The following is a 14,506-nucleotide window of genomic DNA, read 5'->3' as shown; positions in this document are numbered from 1 at the left end:
TGACGAGGAGATGAGCACGGCGTGGGTCGTTACATCACACGGCGCGTGCTGCAGGGCTTCCTCACCCTCTTCCTGGTGATCTTCCTGCTCCACCTGCTCACCACGCTCGCGATCCAGCTGAACGGCAACCCTGCGCTGGCGTTCTTCGGCGACCACCCGCCGAGCCCGTCCCAGCTGGCCGCGGTGGAGAAGCGCTACGGTCTCGACGACCCGTGCTACGACCAGGTCGGCAACCCGTGCCTCGGCCCGTTCGTAGACCGGTTGGGCGCGTACGCGCAGGGCGACTTCGGCGAGAGCCTGCGGGGACGCCCGGTGACCGACATCGTCGGGACCGCGGCACCGAACACGCTCAAGCTCTTCGCCGTCGTCACGGTGACCTGGATGCTCGTCGGGATGACGCTCGGCTCGATCGCGGCGCGACGTCGCGGCAAGCCCAGCGACCACGGCATCCGAGGGCTGTCGATCCTGATCGACGCGCTGCCGGTCTTCGTGATGCTGCTCGTGTACAAGTACGTGTTCACGGTGCCGCTGAGCAAGTGGGCCAAGGAGACCTTCGGGTCCGACAGCCTGCCGGCGCTGCTGTTCAAGCCGTCGTTCTCTCCCGCGCACCCGTGGGCGACGCTCATCATCCCCGGCATCCTGCTCGGCCTGGCCGGGTCGGCGGCGTTCATCCGCCTGGTCCGGGCCGCCCAGCTGGAGAACTACAACGCCGAGCACGTCCGCGCCGCCCGCTCCAAGGGGCTCAGCGAACGCCACGTCTCGATCCACCACGTCATCCGCAACTCCTCGATCCCGGTGGCCACGGCCGTCGGCATCGTGTTCACCGAAGCCCTGGCGGGAGCGGTGATCACCGAGGGCATGATGAACATCTACGGGATGGGCGGCGTGCTCTGGAAGGCCGTGCAGGACAGCGACGTCTCCGTCGTGATCGGCATCGTCACCCTGCTCGCCGCCGTCACGGTGGTGGTGATGATCGTCGTCGACATCGTCTACGCCGCACTCGACCCGAGGATCCGCTATGAGTGACCCCAGCGTCTCCGCCCTGATCGCGGAGGAGACCGACGGCAACGCCCCCGCGCGCTCCTTGTGGTCGGAGGCGTTCCGCAGCCTGCGCCGCCGCCCGGACGTGATCATCGCGACCGTCGTCGCGGTCTTCTTCCTGCTCGTGGCGCTCTTCCCGTTCCTGTTCACGCAGAAGGACCCGCAGCGCTGCGACATCGCCGACTCCCGGATCCCCCCGCAGTGGTTCGGCGGGGAGCACCCGTTCGGCACCAACGCGTACGGCTGCGACGTCCTGGCCCAGCTCGTGTACGGCACGCGACCCTCGCTGCTGCTGGCGTTCATCGTGGTCGGGCTCTCCGTCCTCATCGGCATCACGCTGGGGACGGTGTCGGGCTACTACCTCGGCTGGGTGGACGTCGTCATCTCCCGGACCGTCGAGGTGTTCCTCGTCATCCCTCTGCTGCTCGCCGCGCTCCTGCTCCTGTCACTCTTCCGCAACGTCGAGATCGGCACCGGGCAGGTCGCCGCGATCGCCCAGCCGGCGATCGTGCTCACGATGTTCGGGTGGATGGGCTACACGCGCTACGTCCGAGCGAGCGTGCTGGAGGCCAAGAACCTCGACTACGTCACCGCCGCCCGAGTGCTGGGTGCGTCCGACTTCCGGATCATGTTCCGCCACATCCTGCCCAACGCGATCGGGACGGTGACGGCGCTCGTCCCGACGGCGATCGCGGCGGTCATCGGCACCGAGGCGGTGCTGGCGTTCCTCGGCATCGGCGTGCGCCCGCCCGCGGTGAGCTGGGGGATCATGATCGAGGAGGGCTCGCAGTGGTTCACCTCGGGCTCGCACTACCTGCTGCTGTTCCCGCTCGGCTGCCTGATGGCGACCGTGCTGGCGTTCGTGGTGATCGGCGACAACCTCCGTGACGCGCTCGACCCGAAGCTGAAGTGAGGGCTGACGTGACCGACCAGACGTCTGCGACGACGACCCCGCTCCTCGAGGTCGAGGACCTCGCCGTCGAGTTCGCGACCCCGGACGGCCTCGTCCGCGCGGTCGACGGGCTCTCCTACTCCGTCACCCCGGGACGGACGCTGGCGATCGTCGGCGAGTCCGGCAGCGGCAAGAGCGTCAGCTCGCTGGCGGTCATGGGCCTCCTGCAGATGCCGCCGGCGCGGATCGTGCGCGGGGCGATCCGCTTCAAGGGCCAGGACCTCCTGACGCTCGGGCCCAAGAAGCACCGTGCGTTCTGCGGCGAGCACGTCGCGATGGTGTTCCAGGACGCGCTCGCGTCGCTCAACCCGGTCCACACCGTCGGCTGGCAGCTGACCGAGGCCCTGCGTGCCCGGCGCGGGATCTCGCGCGGCGACGCCACGAAGCGGGCGGTCGAGCTGCTCGACCTGGTCAAGGTGCCGCACGCGAAGCAGCGGGTGAAGGAGTACCCCCACCAGTTCTCCGGCGGCATGCGTCAGCGCGTGATGATCGCGATGGCGCTCGCCATGGACCCCGAGGTCCTGATCGCCGACGAGCCCACCACCGCGCTCGACGTGACCGTCCAGGCGCAGATCATGCGGCTGCTGACCGAGATCCAGGCCGAGCGCGAGATGGGCCTCGTCCTCATCACCCACGACATGGGCGTCGTCGCGAACGTCGCCGACGACGTCACCGTGATGTACGCGGGTCGGGCTGTCGAGCAGGCGTCGGTCTTCGACGTCTACGCCGCGCCCGCCCACCCGTACACCCGCGCTCTCCTGCGCTCGATCCCGCGCCTGGACCAGAAGGGCGGCGGCCTGGCCGTCATCCCCGGGCGACCGCCGGACCCGACCCAGGTGCCGGCGGGGTGCGCCTTCCACCCGCGGTGCGAGCGTGCGGAGGACGTCTGCCGTGTCGACCCGCCGCCCCCGACCGTCTCGCTGCCGTACGACCGCACGTCCGCCTGCCACTTCGCCGAGGAGGTGATGAACGATGACCGACGCTGACGTCGTGCTCGAGGTGCGCGACCTCGCGAAGTACTACCCCGTACGCCGTGGCATCGTCCTCAAGCGGCAGATCGGCGAGGTCAAGGCCGTCGACGGGGTCTCCCTGTCCTTGCGCAAGGGCAAGACGCTCGGCCTCGTCGGCGAGTCCGGGTCCGGCAAGTCGACGCTCGCCAAGCTCCTGGTCGGCGTCGAGAAGCCGACCCGCGGGCAGATCTTCGTCGAGGGCCGCGACGTCTCCGACCTCGGGCGGGCGGACCGCCGCGCGCTGCGCCGCAACATCCAGATGGTGTTCCAGGACCCGTACACGTCGCTCAACCCACGGATGTCGGTCGGCGAGATCGTCGGCGAGTCCTTCGCGATCCACGCCGACGCCGTCCCCGCCGGCGGCAAGGACAAGGCGGTCCGCGAGCTGCTCGACCGGGTGGGGCTCAACCCCGACCACGTGAACCGCTATCCGCACCAGTTCTCCGGCGGGCAGCGTCAGCGGATCGGCATCGCGCGGGCCCTCGCCGTACGGCCCAGGATCCTGCTGTGCGACGAGCCGGTCTCGGCGCTCGACGTCTCCATCCAGGGCCAGGTCATCAACCTGCTCGAGGAGCTCCAGGACGACCTCGGCCTCTCGTACCTCTTCATCGCCCACGACCTCTCGGTCGTCCGGCACATCGCCGACGAGGTCGCGGTCATGTATCTCGGCCGGGTCGTCGAGAACGGCGCGGACACCGAGGTGTACGACCGCCCCGGCCACCCGTACACGCGTGCCCTGATGTCCGCGGTCCCCGTGCCCGACCCGACGCTGCGCGACGACGGCCGGGAGATCGTCCTGGAGGGCGACATCCCGTCGCCCCTCGACCCGCCGCCGGGGTGCCACTTCCACACCCGGTGCTGGCTGGCCCCGCTGCTCGAGGGCAGCGCGGACGCCGAGCGCCCCGACGGGCGGCCGATCCCGGCCGTCTGCCGCACCGACAGTCCCAAGCTCGTCCCTCAGGAGTCCCCCGATCATCACGCCGCCTGCCACTTCGCCGCCGATGCCGCCCGTCGCTGACCAGACCGGCGAGGTCCGCCCGACCGTGCTGGTCGCGCAGAACTCGCCGACGAGCGGCGCCGGACGCCTCGTCTCCTGGCTCGACGCCGCCGGGATCGCCTGCACCGTCGTGTCCGGCGAGGACCTGCCGTCCTCGCTCGACGGGTACGACGGCGTCGTGACCCTCGGGGGCGGCTTCATGCCCGACGCCGACGACCACGCCCCCTGGCTCCCGCACGAGCGCAAGCTGACGGTGCAGGCGCTGCAGCGGGAGGTGCCGCTGCTCGGGATCTGCCTCGGTGCGCAGGTCCTCGCGCTGTGCGCCGGCGGCGAGGTCACGGCGAGCTCCGGTGAGACCGAGCGGGGCTCGTGCCCCGTGGAGCTGCTGCCCGCGGCCGACGACGATCCCGTGTTCGGCGGTCTGGTCGCGCACGGGCCGCTGCGGATGATCCAGAACCACCGCGACAGCATCACTGCTCTCCCGGCAGGCGCCGACCTGCTCGCGACCAGCGACGCCTGCCGCGTGCAGGCGTTCCGGGTCGGCGTCTGCGCGTGGGGCGTGCAGTTCCACCCCGAGGTCGGACCGGAGCGGCTCGCCCAGTGGGACGAGGCCGCGCTCGCCGCCGACGGGTACGACCGCAGTGCCCTGATCGCGGCGGCGGAGGCCGACGCCGCCGCCAACGAGACCCAGTCGCGGACGCTCGTCGAGGCGTTCGCGCAGGTCGTACGCTCGGCCGCGATCCGGACGGAGGCCTGAGATGTCACTTCGTGGGACGTACAGCGACGGCACACCTGTGGTGGCCTACCGCCTTGCGACGGCCTCCGGGGACGTGCTGGCCGAGCGCCTGCCCACCGAGACGTTCTACGCCGCGAGCACCATCAAGCTGGCGCCGCTGGTCGCTGCCGTGCGCCTCGTCGAGGCCGGAGCGCTGTCGCTCGACGACCCGCTGATCAGCCGGGACACCTTCACGAGCCAGGTGCCGGACGCACCGGACTATCGCCTGGTCCCGGACGACGTCGACCACGGCATGGCTCCCGCGGGCGAGCCGATGCCGCTGCGCGACGTGCTCGAGCGGATGATCGTCGTGTCGTCCAACGAGGCCACCAACATGGTCGTCGAGCGGGTCGGCCTCGACACGATCGCCGCCGTGCTGGCCGACGCCGGCGCCCACGACACCCGGATGGCCCGGCAGTTCGGCGACCAGGCCGCCGCCGAGGCGTACGGGAAGAGCAACGTCGTCACCGCGGCCGACCTCGCGACGCTGATGGGCGCGCTCGTGTCCGGCCGCCTCGCGGGGCCTGAGGGCACCCGCCTCATGACCGACATGCTGGCCCGGCAGGAGGACCCCCGGATCGCCGCCGACGCCCCCGCCGGACTCGTGTGGGGCAGCAAGTCGGGATCGGTCGACGCGGTCCGCCACGACGTGGCCTATCTCGGGGTGCCGGGGCCCGATGCCCTGGTGATGGCGGTGTGCACGCGCGGCTACCCGCAGGAGGACGCCGAGGAGACGATCGAGGCGCTCGGCAGGATGGCGATCGAGCTCACCGGCATCGCTCGCTGAGCATCACGCGGTCCACGCACCGAGCTTGTCCGGGTTGCGCACCGCCCACACCCGCACGATCCGGCGGCGGGCAACCTGGAACGCGAGCACCGTGACGATCGCACGGTCGTCGCGCACCACCAGGCCGGGCCGGCCGTTGACCGTGCGCGTCTCGAACGTGAGCCCGGGCGCCCGGTCGCGCACGCCGAGAAAAAAAGCCGCGACGTCCTCCGCCCCGGCGACCGGGTGCAGCGCGGCCGCCACCTTGCCGCCGCCGTCGACGACGACCCGTGACTCCGGGTCCAGCACGGTGAGGAGTGCGCTCAGGTCCCCCGTCTCCCACGCCGACCGGAACGCCGCCACGACCGCGGCGTCGCCCGGCTGGTCCTCGGACCCGACCTCGCTGCTGCGGACCCTCCGCCGCGCGGACGTCGCGAGCTGCCGGCAGGCCGCGGGACTGCGGTCGAGCACGTCCCCGACCTCGGCGAAGCTGAATGCGAAGACGTCGTGCAGCACGAACGCCACCCGCTCGGCAGGCGTCATCGTGTCGAGCACCACGAGCATCGCCATGCCGACCGACTCGTCGACCGTCACGCGGTCGGCGGGGTCGGCGGCGCTCGCCCGGTCTCCCGCGCTCGACCAGCGCCCCTCCTCGGGGAGCGGCTCGGGGATCCACTCCCCGACGTAGTGCTCGCGCCGCGCCCGGGCGGACCCGAGGACGTCCAGGCAGATGCGGCTCGCGACGCGGACCAGCCAGGCGGTCGGCCGCTCGACCTCGTCGCGCTGCTTCTCCGACAGCGCGAACCAGCGCGCGTACGCCTCCTGGACCACGTCCTCGGCCTCCGTGACCGATCCGAGCATCCGGTATCCGACGTCCATCAGGGAACGGCGCTGGCGCGCTGCGCCCGCCGGCGTCTCGTCCCGCTCGAGCACGAGGTCCATGGTCCCGATCCTGACCGGCGGCACTGACAAACCTCACATTCCTGGCCCCTGCCTCGTCGTAGAGGAGAGAGACGAGAAGAAGACGAAGGAGCATCGATGACCGACTACACCGCACTCCGCGACCGTCTGACCGGGACGCTGGCCACACGGGACCAGGACGACCACACGGCAGGGGCGACCGCGTTCAACCTCACGATCCAGCACGACCCGGACGCCGTGGTCCACGCGGCGGACGAGGCCGACGTCGTGGAGACGGTCCGCTTCGCCCGGGCCGAGGGAGTGCCCCTCCACCTGCACGCGACCGGCCACGGCGCCCACGGGGCGTACGCGTCCGGCATCGTCCTGGCGCTCGGCGGCCTGTCCTCGGTCGCGGTCGACCCGGACGCACGCACGGCGACCGTCGGCGGCGGCACACGGTGGGCCGACGTCGTGGCGGCGGCGGCCGAGCACGGCCTCGCCCCCGTCACCGGCTCGTCGACCAACGTCGGCGTGGTCGGCTTCCTCGTCGGCGGCGGGATCGGGCCCCTCGCGCGCAGCCACGGGTTCGGCTCCGACCACCTCGTCGCCGCGCGGGTCGTGACCGGCGCGGGTGAGGTGGTCGAGGCCTCGGCCGAGGGCGACGCCGAGCTCCTCTGGGCGCTGCGCGGCGGCAAGACCGGCCTGGGGGTCGTCACCGAGGTCACGGTCGCGCTGTCGGAGGTGCCGTCGCTGTACGCCGGCACGCTCTTCTTCGACCTCGAGGAGAGCACCGACCCGTTCGTCCGCTGGGTCGACTGGACGACCACCGCGCCGGCCGACGTGACGACGAGCGGCCTCATCATCCGCTTCCCGGACCTCGACGTGATGCCACCGCCGATGCGCGGCAAGCACCTGTTCGCGCTCCACGTCGCCTACCCGGGGCCGGTCGACGACGCCGAGCGGCTCACCAAGCCGCTGCGCGAGCTCGGCACGGTCTACCTCGACGACCTGGGCCCGCTGCCGCTCGCCGACATCGCCCGGATCACCAACGACCCGACCGAGCCGGGGCCCGGATTCGTCCGGGGGGCGACGGTCGCGCACGTCGACCGTGACTTCGCCGACGCCGTGCTCGGTCTCGTCGGGCCGGGTTCGACGCTGCCGATCATGGGGCTGGAGCTGCGGCACGTCGGGGGCGCGATGAAGGCGGAGTCACCGGCGACCGACGCCGTGGGCTTCCGGGACTTCGAGTACACGACGACCATCCTCGGCGTGCCCGACCCCGCGCTCTTCGACGAGGTCCTCCCGCGCGCGCTCGCCCAGGCCGAGCAGACGCTCACCCCCTGGCTCTCGCCGCACCTCACTCCCAACTGGATGCCGGACCCGTACGACGCCGAGCAGGTCGCACGCACCTGGCCCGCCGCGGTGCTGGCGCGGCTCGACGCGGTCCGCCGCACGCACGACCCGGACGGCGTGCTCGCGCGCTGACCGGCGCGATCACCCGATCTGCGTGGTCGATCGGTGCTCGTCTGTGGCACCGATCGACCACACAGGAGGGCAATCGTGGTCAGCGGTGCTCCCGGCGGGATTCGAACCCGCACTGAGACGGGTTTAAGCCGTCTGCCTCTGCCGGTTGGGCTACAGGAGCGTGCGGACCATTGTGGCGTACGGGGTGGTGGCGCCCGCCGCGCACGCTCACCCGGCGGAGGGCGTCCCGGTGATCTCGTACGCCCGGATCGTCCGGCGCTCGAGGTTGTCGCGCACCAGGACGAGCGAGACCTTCCACATCCGCGCGTGCTGCGCACCGACCGCCTCGACGACCGCGTCCCAGTGCTCGACGAGCCGCTCGCCTACCGCCCTCAGGTGGTCGCGCTCCTCGGCCACCACGTCGCGTACGGCGTCGACCACGAGGTCCTCGCTCTCCCACCGCGCGAGGGAGGCGCTCAGCGGCTCGGGTGCCGTGTAGACGACCTCCGCGCGAGCGTCACCCGCCTCGGCGGAGTCGCCGAGGATCGCGTCCGCGAGCTCGGGCGGCAGCTCCGCACGGATCTCCCCGGGGACGTCGAGGTAGCCGGTGACGGCGTCGACCGGTTCCGACGGCCCCCGCGGGGCGGGACCGACCGCACCGAGCTGGACCGTGAGCCGCAGGACCTCGCGGCGGTCCGCCGGCTCCAGGGTCCGCTTGGCGGAGGCGTGCTCGACGTAGTCGCGCATCAGCCGGACTGCGGTCTCGAGGTCGCCCTCGACGGTGAGCTCGCCGGCGATGAACGCCTTCGCGATGCCTTCCTGACCCGGAGACCACATCAGGCGACGCACCGTCCGGCGGGACTCGATGTGCGCCTCGACGCCGACCTCGCCGGACTCCGGCTCGACACGCGAGCCGTCCCAGGCGGTGATCGTGAGCGGAGGCGCCTCCCCGTACACCTGGACGAGCAGGTCGACCAGCCGGCCCGCCACTCCCGTGGCGTGCGTCCGGGTGATCTCCTCAGTCATCGCTGACCTCCTTCGCGCGGGCCATGACGGCGTCGAGCATGGGCTCGGTCAACCGTCCTGTGAACGTGTTCTGCTGGCTGGGGTGGAAACAGCCCAGGAGGTGGACCGTATCCCCCGAAGGTTTCGGGAGTGTGGCCTCGACCGCGTGGCCGAACTTCGGCCGCGGCCGTGGGACCACGGCACCCAGCGCCCCCATCGTCCGCAGCGTCGCCTCCCAACCGTAGGAGCCGAGAGCGACGATCGCGCGAACGGACGGCAGCACCTGACGGAACTCCTCCTCCAACCAGGGTGCGCAGGTGTCGCGTTCATCCGTGGTGGGTTTGTTCGCAGGCGGCGCGCACCGCACAGCGGCGACCATCCGCCCGCCGATCAGCCGCTGCCCGTCGCCGGCGCGGACGCTGGTGGCCTGCGCGGCGAGCCCCGTGCGGTGCAGGGACGCGAACAGCCAGTCGCCGGAGCGGTCGCCGGTGAAGATGCGCCCGGTGCGGTTGCCGCCGTGGGCCGCGGGGGCCAGTCCGACGATCAGGAGCCTCGGCTCGGGGTTGCCCCAGCCCGGGATCGGACGGCCCCAGTACGGCTCGTCGGCGAACGACCGCCGCTTCGCGACCGCGACGTCCTCACGCCACTCCACGAGACGCGGGCACGCGCGGCAGACCGAGACACGGGCCTCGAGCTCGCGCAGCGTACCGGCGCCTGCGGCCAGCCGGTGGACCTCTGCCGCGTCGTCGGCCACCGGAGTCGCGGGCGTCGCCGGATCGTCCGGCCACCCGGTCCCCGGCGTCACGGGCGAGGTGAACTCCACGGCCGTCAGTGCGCCACCGCCTGCTCCCGCGCCAGCGCGGCGTCGGCGGCGTCGAGGATCTCGTCCCAGTGCGCGGACGCCCAGGCGCACGCCGCGTCGAGGGGGTCGAGGAGGCTGCGCCCGAGCGGGGTGAGGGCGTACTCCACCTGCCGGACCGGCCCCGCCAGCTCGGTCCGCGACACGTAGCCGTCGCGTTCGAGCCGGCGCAGCGACGACGTGAGGACCTTGGGCGTGATCCCGTGCAGCGGCACCCTCAGCTCGCCGAACCGCCGCGGGCCGTCGGCGAGGCACCGGACGATCATCGCGCCCCACTTGGTGCCGACGCGGACGGGTGTCAGCGCGGACGGGCACGCGGGGTCGAACATGTCGGGATCGAGCGGCGCAAGCACGCCTCCAGCCTAGTCCGGCCGACCGCTGGTACCCGAACGGAAACCATGCCGCGCCCTACGTTCACGCCATGACGAACATCATGATCATCGGAGCAGGCGGACGGGCGGGACGGGCGGCGACGGCCGAGGCGGTACGACGGGGCCACACCGTCACGGCGGTCGTGCGGGACCCGGCTCGGCACTCCGACCTGGCAGGCCCCTCGGTCGCGCTGCGTGCGGGCGACGCCACGGACGCCGCCGCGCTGGCGCGACTCGCGGCGGACCACGACGCAGCGGTCGCCACGGTGGCCGACATGGCGGAGGACCCGGACGCGTTCTTCACCCGCGCCGCGACCGCCCTCGTCGAGGGGCTGCGCGCCGGCGGTGTCGGCCGGCTCGTGTGGGTCGGCCTCGCCTCCGTCCTTCCGACGGCGGACGGCACCCCTCTCATGGACACCGAGGGCTACCCGACCGCTTACCGGTCGTTCTCGCTCGCCCACGCCGCCGCGCTCTCCACGTTCTCCGCCGACGGCGCAGGTCTCGACTGGGTCGCGCTCAGCCCGTCCGGCGACTTCGACCACACCGGGCGTACGACCGGCGGCTACGCGGTGGCACCCGCCGACGCGGCCGGCAGGATCGGGTACGCCGACTTCGCGCTCGCGGTGCTCGACGAGATCGACGCCCCGCGGTGGTCACGCACGCACGTAGGGGTCGAGGCCGCGCCGGACGCGTGACGGCAACCTTCACCTGCGCGAAATCCTCCGGACACGTGGCGGACGTAGCGTCGCCGCCACGAGCCGCCGCCGCGGCCCTTGACCGGCGAACCGCGCCACGAGGGGAGGTCCGATGTCCGTCGACCCCTTCATCGGCACGTCCGCCACGGACCTCCCGCCCGCCACCGGTCTCGCGGCCACGTGGTGGTCGCCGAAACCGCTCGTCGGCAACACGCACCCGGGCGCGTGCCACCCGCTCGGCATGGTCTCCGCGTGCGCGTACTCGGGCGCGTACCCGACCGGCTACGGACGCTACGACCTCAGCACCGAGGGCGTCCCGACCGCGATCGTCGACGAGCAGGTCGCCTCCGGGTTCACGCACTTCCAGCAGTCGGGCACCGGGGCGATCCGGAAGTACTACAACTACTTCCGCGTGACTCCGATGCTCGAGCCGCTGGACGCGCTCGGGCGGACGTGGCGCCTGTACGACGAGGAGGCCGAGCCGGGCTGGTACGCCGCCACGCTGGAGTCCGGCGTGCGGTGCGAGGTCACCGTCGGGCCCAAGAGCGCCGTCCACCGCTACACCTTCCCGGCCCACCACGACGCCCGCCTCGTCGTGGACCTCTCGCTCGGCGGGCTCGCGATCCCGTACGGCGCCACGGTGCCGCTGCGCTCGCACCTGGAGTCCGTCGCGCCCGGGGTCGCCCGGGGCGAGATCGTGGTCGAGGGCGCGCCGCTCGCCGTCCACCTGGAGTGCGACGCCGAGCGCTGGCGGCAGATGCTCTGGTACGACCGCCGGCTGATGGCGGGCGGCAGTCGGCTCGACTTCAGCGACATCCGGACGACCACGCTGCGGCCGTTCGGCGTGATGTGGGCCGGGCCGACGACCGGCACCGGCTCGGGCGAGCGCACGGTCGAGCTGCGGATCGGCTTCTCGCTGCGCGGGACCGACCAGGCACGGACGAACCTCGTCGCCGACTGCGGTCCGGAGCGCAGCAGCTTCGCAGTCCGTCGTGCGGCGACGGCGCAGGCCTGGGAGGACCACCTCGGGCTGGTCGAGGTCGACTGCCCCGACCCGCAGCGGCGTACCGTCTTCGACACCGCGCTCTACCACTCGCTCGTCAAGCCGTGCCTCGCACCGGACGAGAGCCCGTTCTGGCCGTCCGACGGACCGTTCGCGTTCGACGTCAGCACGATGTGGGACATCTACCGCACGCAGCTCCCGCTGCTCACCACCCTCGTCCCCGACCGCGCCGTCGAGCTCGCCAACGCGCTCCTGCACGTGTGCGAGGAGGAGGGCAACCTCCCGATCGGCTACCGGATGGCGCGTGGCGCCGACGTGTTCTCGCGCCAGGCCAGCGCCCTCGCGCAGACGTTCCTCGCGGACCTGTGCGCCCTGGGGCTGGGCGGCGTCGACTGGGACTGGGCGCTGGTGCACATGCACAACGACCTGCGGCGCGGGTACGGCGAGGACTACCTGCTCCGCGGCGTCGCGCACCCGATCAGCCACACCCTGGACCTCGCCTTCGGCTACTGGTGCACGCAGCAGGTCGCCCAGCACGTCGGGGACAAGGCCCTGGTCGCCGAGCTCGAGCCGTACGCCGCGGGCTGGGCGCACGCCTTCGACCCGGCCACCGGGCTGCTGCTGGACTCGACGTTCTACGAGGGCGGCCGGTGGAACTACTCGTTCCGGCTCGTCCACGACATGGCGGCACGGATCGGCCTGGCCGGCGGGACCGACGCCTTCGTCGCGATGCTCGACCGTTTCTTCGGCTACGGCGCCGGCGCCGTCGTCCAGCCCGGGGTGCGCCCGAGCGCGGAGGAGATGGCGCGCGGCTACGCCCTCGAGCGCTTCGAGGGTCTCAACAACGAGCCGGACATGGAAGCACCCTGGGCGTACCACTACGCCGGCCGCCCCGACCGCACGGCCGAGGTCGTGCACGCCGCCGTCCACCAGCGCTTCGGGACCGGTCCCGGCGGGCTGCCCGGGAACGACGACTCCGGCGGGCTCAGCTCCTGGTACGTCTGGGCGTCGCTCGGCCTGTTCCCGGTCGCGGGGCAGAACGTGTTCCTGGTGAACGCCCCGTCGTTCGCCGGTGGGGCGCTGCGGATCGGTGACGCACGGCTCGAGCTCGAGACGACCGGCTTCGTGACGCCCGGCCCCGACACACCCCCTCAGTACGTCCAGGCTGCCTGGCTCGACGGCCGGCCGCTGGAGCGCACGTGGCTCGACGGCACCGAGGTGCACCGCGGCGGCCGGCTGCTCGTCGAGCTCGGACCCGAGCCCCGCGGATGGGGACGCGACCCGTCCTCCGCCCCGCCCTCCTTCCCCGCCGGCTCCCGCCGCGCGGACGTCCTCACCGCTCAACCGTCGAACGGGGTGTCATGACCATGCAACCGCCGTACCGTCTCGTCATCGTGGTCCGCGCGGACCCCGTCATCTGCGGGCACTCCGGGGAGGCCCGCAACCTGGCCGAGGCCGCGTTGTCGCGCGGGTTCACCGACGTCCGCATCGTCACCTGGCCGCTCGACCGCCTGGAGGAGGCGGGGCTGCCGCTGAAGCCGCTCGACTCCGTCCTGCCCTACTCCCCCGGCATCACCGTCGAGCGTCCCGGTCCGGTCGGCGACTACAAGGTGCCGGACGGCCGCTTCCTCGCCGGCCTCACGGGCCGGCTGGTCGAGCTGTTCACCGACGGCGTCCCGACCGTGGCGCTCTCGCTCTACCTGAGTCCGCACGCGCTCGCGGTCGCCGACGCCGTCCGCGTCGCCCGCGCGACCGGGCTGCCCGTCAACGTGACCACGGTGGCGGAGGCGGTCGGCTCGGACGTCACCAACGTCGTCCGCAGCTGCATCGAGGAGGACCGCTTCGGCGCCGCGGCGCACGTCCTCGCGACCTACCTCGGCAACGACGTGTGCCTCGCCGTCTCCCGCTACACCCGCGACCTCGTCGTCGCCTGCGCGCAGGAGGTGGACGAGCGGCACGGTACGCGGTTCGCGGCGCAGTGCGAGGAGCGGATCGGCATCTCGTACCCGGCGATCGACACCCGCGCCTACACCGACCTCGACGACACCGCGGTCGAGGCGGCGCTCGCAGCACGCGGGCTCGAGCGCGACGGCTACGTCCTGTTCCTGTCGCGGCTGGCGGCGGCGAAGGGGGTCGACGACCTGATCGACGGCTTCGCCCGCAGCGAGGCCTCGGCGGGCACGAGACTCGTGATCGCCGGACGGGGGCCGGAGGCGCAGGAGCTCCGGGAGTACGCCGCCGCGTCGCCGGTCGCCGACCGCGTCCTGTTCCTCGACGACGTCGACGACGCGGAGAAGCCGCTGCTGATGGCCGGGTGCGCGGCGTTCGTCCTGCCCAGCAAGCCACGGCCGGAGTTCGTGGAGACGTTCGGGATCGCCCTCGTCGAGAAGATGCTCGCCGGCGGCGGACCGGTCGTGACGACCGAGACCGGCGGGATCGGTGAGGCCGTCGGCGACCACGCGACGATCGTCGGGATCGAGGACCCCGACGGCATCGCCGACGCGATCGACGAGGCGGTGCTCCGCAGCAGCGCCGCCGACCGGCTGCTGCGGGCCGAGGCGGCACGGGCGTACGCGCTGCAGTTCGACCGCGCCCACGTGCTCGACGGGATCCTGCAGCAGGTCTGGAGCGCCCGCGCCGTCACCGCGATCGGCGCGTAGGCCGTCGC

At 72.6% G+C, this 14,506-nt stretch carries 14 protein-coding genes and 1 tRNA gene; 10 read left to right on the top strand and 5 right to left on the bottom strand.

Features of this window, described 5'->3' with window-relative positions:
* The first annotated feature begins 21 nt into the window (after positions 1-21).
* Genes ACQSSQ_RS04160 through ACQSSQ_RS04135 form a run of 6 tightly spaced genes read left to right on the top strand, consistent with a single transcriptional unit; the run spans position 22 to position 5,562 of the window.
* Positions 22-1,026, top strand: coding sequence for an ABC transporter permease (locus tag ACQSSQ_RS04160; protein ID WP_431325769.1), 1,005 nt, complete (start codon positions 22-24; stop codon positions 1,024-1,026).
* Complete coding sequence (locus ACQSSQ_RS04155; RefSeq protein ID WP_431325768.1) at positions 1,019-1,954, top strand: ABC transporter permease; 936 nt, start codon at positions 1,019-1,021, stop codon at positions 1,952-1,954. The genes ACQSSQ_RS04160 and ACQSSQ_RS04155 overlap by 8 nt, the downstream gene beginning before the upstream one ends.
* 8 nt (positions 1,955-1,962) lie before the next feature.
* On the top strand, positions 1,963-2,979 hold the full coding sequence (locus ACQSSQ_RS04150) for an ABC transporter ATP-binding protein (protein ID WP_431325767.1): 1,017 nt from the start codon (positions 1,963-1,965) through the stop codon (positions 2,977-2,979).
* Positions 2,966-4,021, top strand: a complete 1,056-nt coding sequence (locus ACQSSQ_RS04145; RefSeq protein ID WP_431325766.1) for an ABC transporter ATP-binding protein — start codon at positions 2,966-2,968, stop codon at positions 4,019-4,021. Before ACQSSQ_RS04150 ends, ACQSSQ_RS04145 begins: the two co-directional genes overlap by 14 nt.
* Positions 4,005-4,757, top strand: a complete 753-nt coding sequence (locus ACQSSQ_RS04140; RefSeq protein ID WP_431325765.1) for a type 1 glutamine amidotransferase — start codon at positions 4,005-4,007, stop codon at positions 4,755-4,757. The genes ACQSSQ_RS04145 and ACQSSQ_RS04140 overlap by 17 nt, the downstream gene beginning before the upstream one ends.
* A 1-nt stretch (position 4,758) precedes the next feature.
* Entirely contained in the window at positions 4,759-5,562 is an 804-nt protein-coding gene (locus ACQSSQ_RS04135) for a serine hydrolase (protein ID WP_431325764.1), read from the top strand.
* Between the two features lie 3 nt (positions 5,563-5,565).
* Here ACQSSQ_RS04135 and sigJ read toward each other — a convergent pair whose 3' ends face one another.
* On the bottom strand, positions 5,566-6,483 hold the full coding sequence (sigJ, locus tag ACQSSQ_RS04130) for an RNA polymerase sigma factor SigJ (RefSeq protein ID WP_431325763.1): 918 nt from the start codon (positions 6,481-6,483) through the stop codon (positions 5,566-5,568).
* Positions 6,484-6,579: 96 nt separating this feature from the next.
* On the opposite strand from sigJ, the gene ACQSSQ_RS04125 reads away from it, so the two are divergent.
* Positions 6,580-7,926: an FAD-binding oxidoreductase gene (locus ACQSSQ_RS04125; protein WP_431325762.1), complete on the top strand. Its 1,347-nt coding sequence runs from the start codon at positions 6,580-6,582 to the stop codon at positions 7,924-7,926.
* 86 nt (positions 7,927-8,012) lie between these two features.
* Here the strand turns inward: ACQSSQ_RS04125 and ACQSSQ_RS04120 are convergent.
* The 4 genes from ACQSSQ_RS04120 to ACQSSQ_RS04105 all read right to left on the bottom strand — a co-directional run bounded on the left by ACQSSQ_RS04120 (position 8,013) and on the right by ACQSSQ_RS04105 (position 10,122).
* A tRNA-Leu gene (locus tag ACQSSQ_RS04120) sits at positions 8,013-8,086 on the bottom strand.
* Between the two features lie 47 nt (positions 8,087-8,133).
* Positions 8,134-8,931: a hypothetical protein gene (locus ACQSSQ_RS04115; RefSeq protein WP_431325761.1), complete on the bottom strand. Its 798-nt coding sequence runs from the start codon at positions 8,929-8,931 to the stop codon at positions 8,134-8,136.
* Positions 8,924-9,742 carry a uracil-DNA glycosylase gene (locus ACQSSQ_RS04110; protein WP_431326772.1) on the bottom strand — a complete coding sequence of 273 codons (819 nt, stop codon included), beginning with the start codon at positions 9,740-9,742 and terminating at the stop codon, positions 8,924-8,926. The genes ACQSSQ_RS04115 and ACQSSQ_RS04110 overlap by 8 nt, the downstream gene beginning before the upstream one ends.
* Positions 9,739-10,122 carry a winged helix-turn-helix transcriptional regulator gene (locus ACQSSQ_RS04105; protein WP_431325760.1) on the bottom strand — a complete coding sequence of 128 codons (384 nt, stop codon included), beginning with the start codon at positions 10,120-10,122 and terminating at the stop codon, positions 9,739-9,741. Before ACQSSQ_RS04105 ends, ACQSSQ_RS04110 begins: the two co-directional genes overlap by 4 nt.
* Positions 10,123-10,190: 68 nt before the next feature.
* On the opposite strand from ACQSSQ_RS04105, the gene ACQSSQ_RS04100 reads away from it, so the two are divergent.
* From ACQSSQ_RS04100 to ACQSSQ_RS04090, 3 genes are all read left to right on the top strand, one after another.
* On the top strand, positions 10,191-10,835 hold the full coding sequence (locus tag ACQSSQ_RS04100; protein ID WP_431325759.1) for an NAD(P)-dependent oxidoreductase: 645 nt from the start codon (positions 10,191-10,193) through the stop codon (positions 10,833-10,835).
* Between the two features lie 112 nt (positions 10,836-10,947).
* Positions 10,948-13,203 (top strand): glycoside hydrolase domain-containing protein, encoded by a 2,256-nt coding sequence (locus ACQSSQ_RS04095; RefSeq protein WP_431325758.1) that lies wholly within the window; start codon positions 10,948-10,950, stop codon positions 13,201-13,203.
* Positions 13,200-14,498 (top strand): glycosyltransferase, encoded by a 1,299-nt coding sequence (locus ACQSSQ_RS04090; RefSeq protein ID WP_431325757.1) that lies wholly within the window; start codon positions 13,200-13,202, stop codon positions 14,496-14,498. Before ACQSSQ_RS04095 ends, ACQSSQ_RS04090 begins: the two co-directional genes overlap by 4 nt.
* The last annotated feature ends 8 nt before the right edge of the window (positions 14,499-14,506 follow it).

This window comes from Mumia spirodelae (assembly GCF_050632745.1).
In the GTDB taxonomy this organism is placed as follows: domain Bacteria; phylum Actinomycetota; class Actinomycetes; order Propionibacteriales; family Nocardioidaceae; genus Mumia.
The sequence above is the reverse complement of the archived record's forward strand: the minus strand, read 5'-3'. Positions and strand labels throughout refer to the sequence as shown.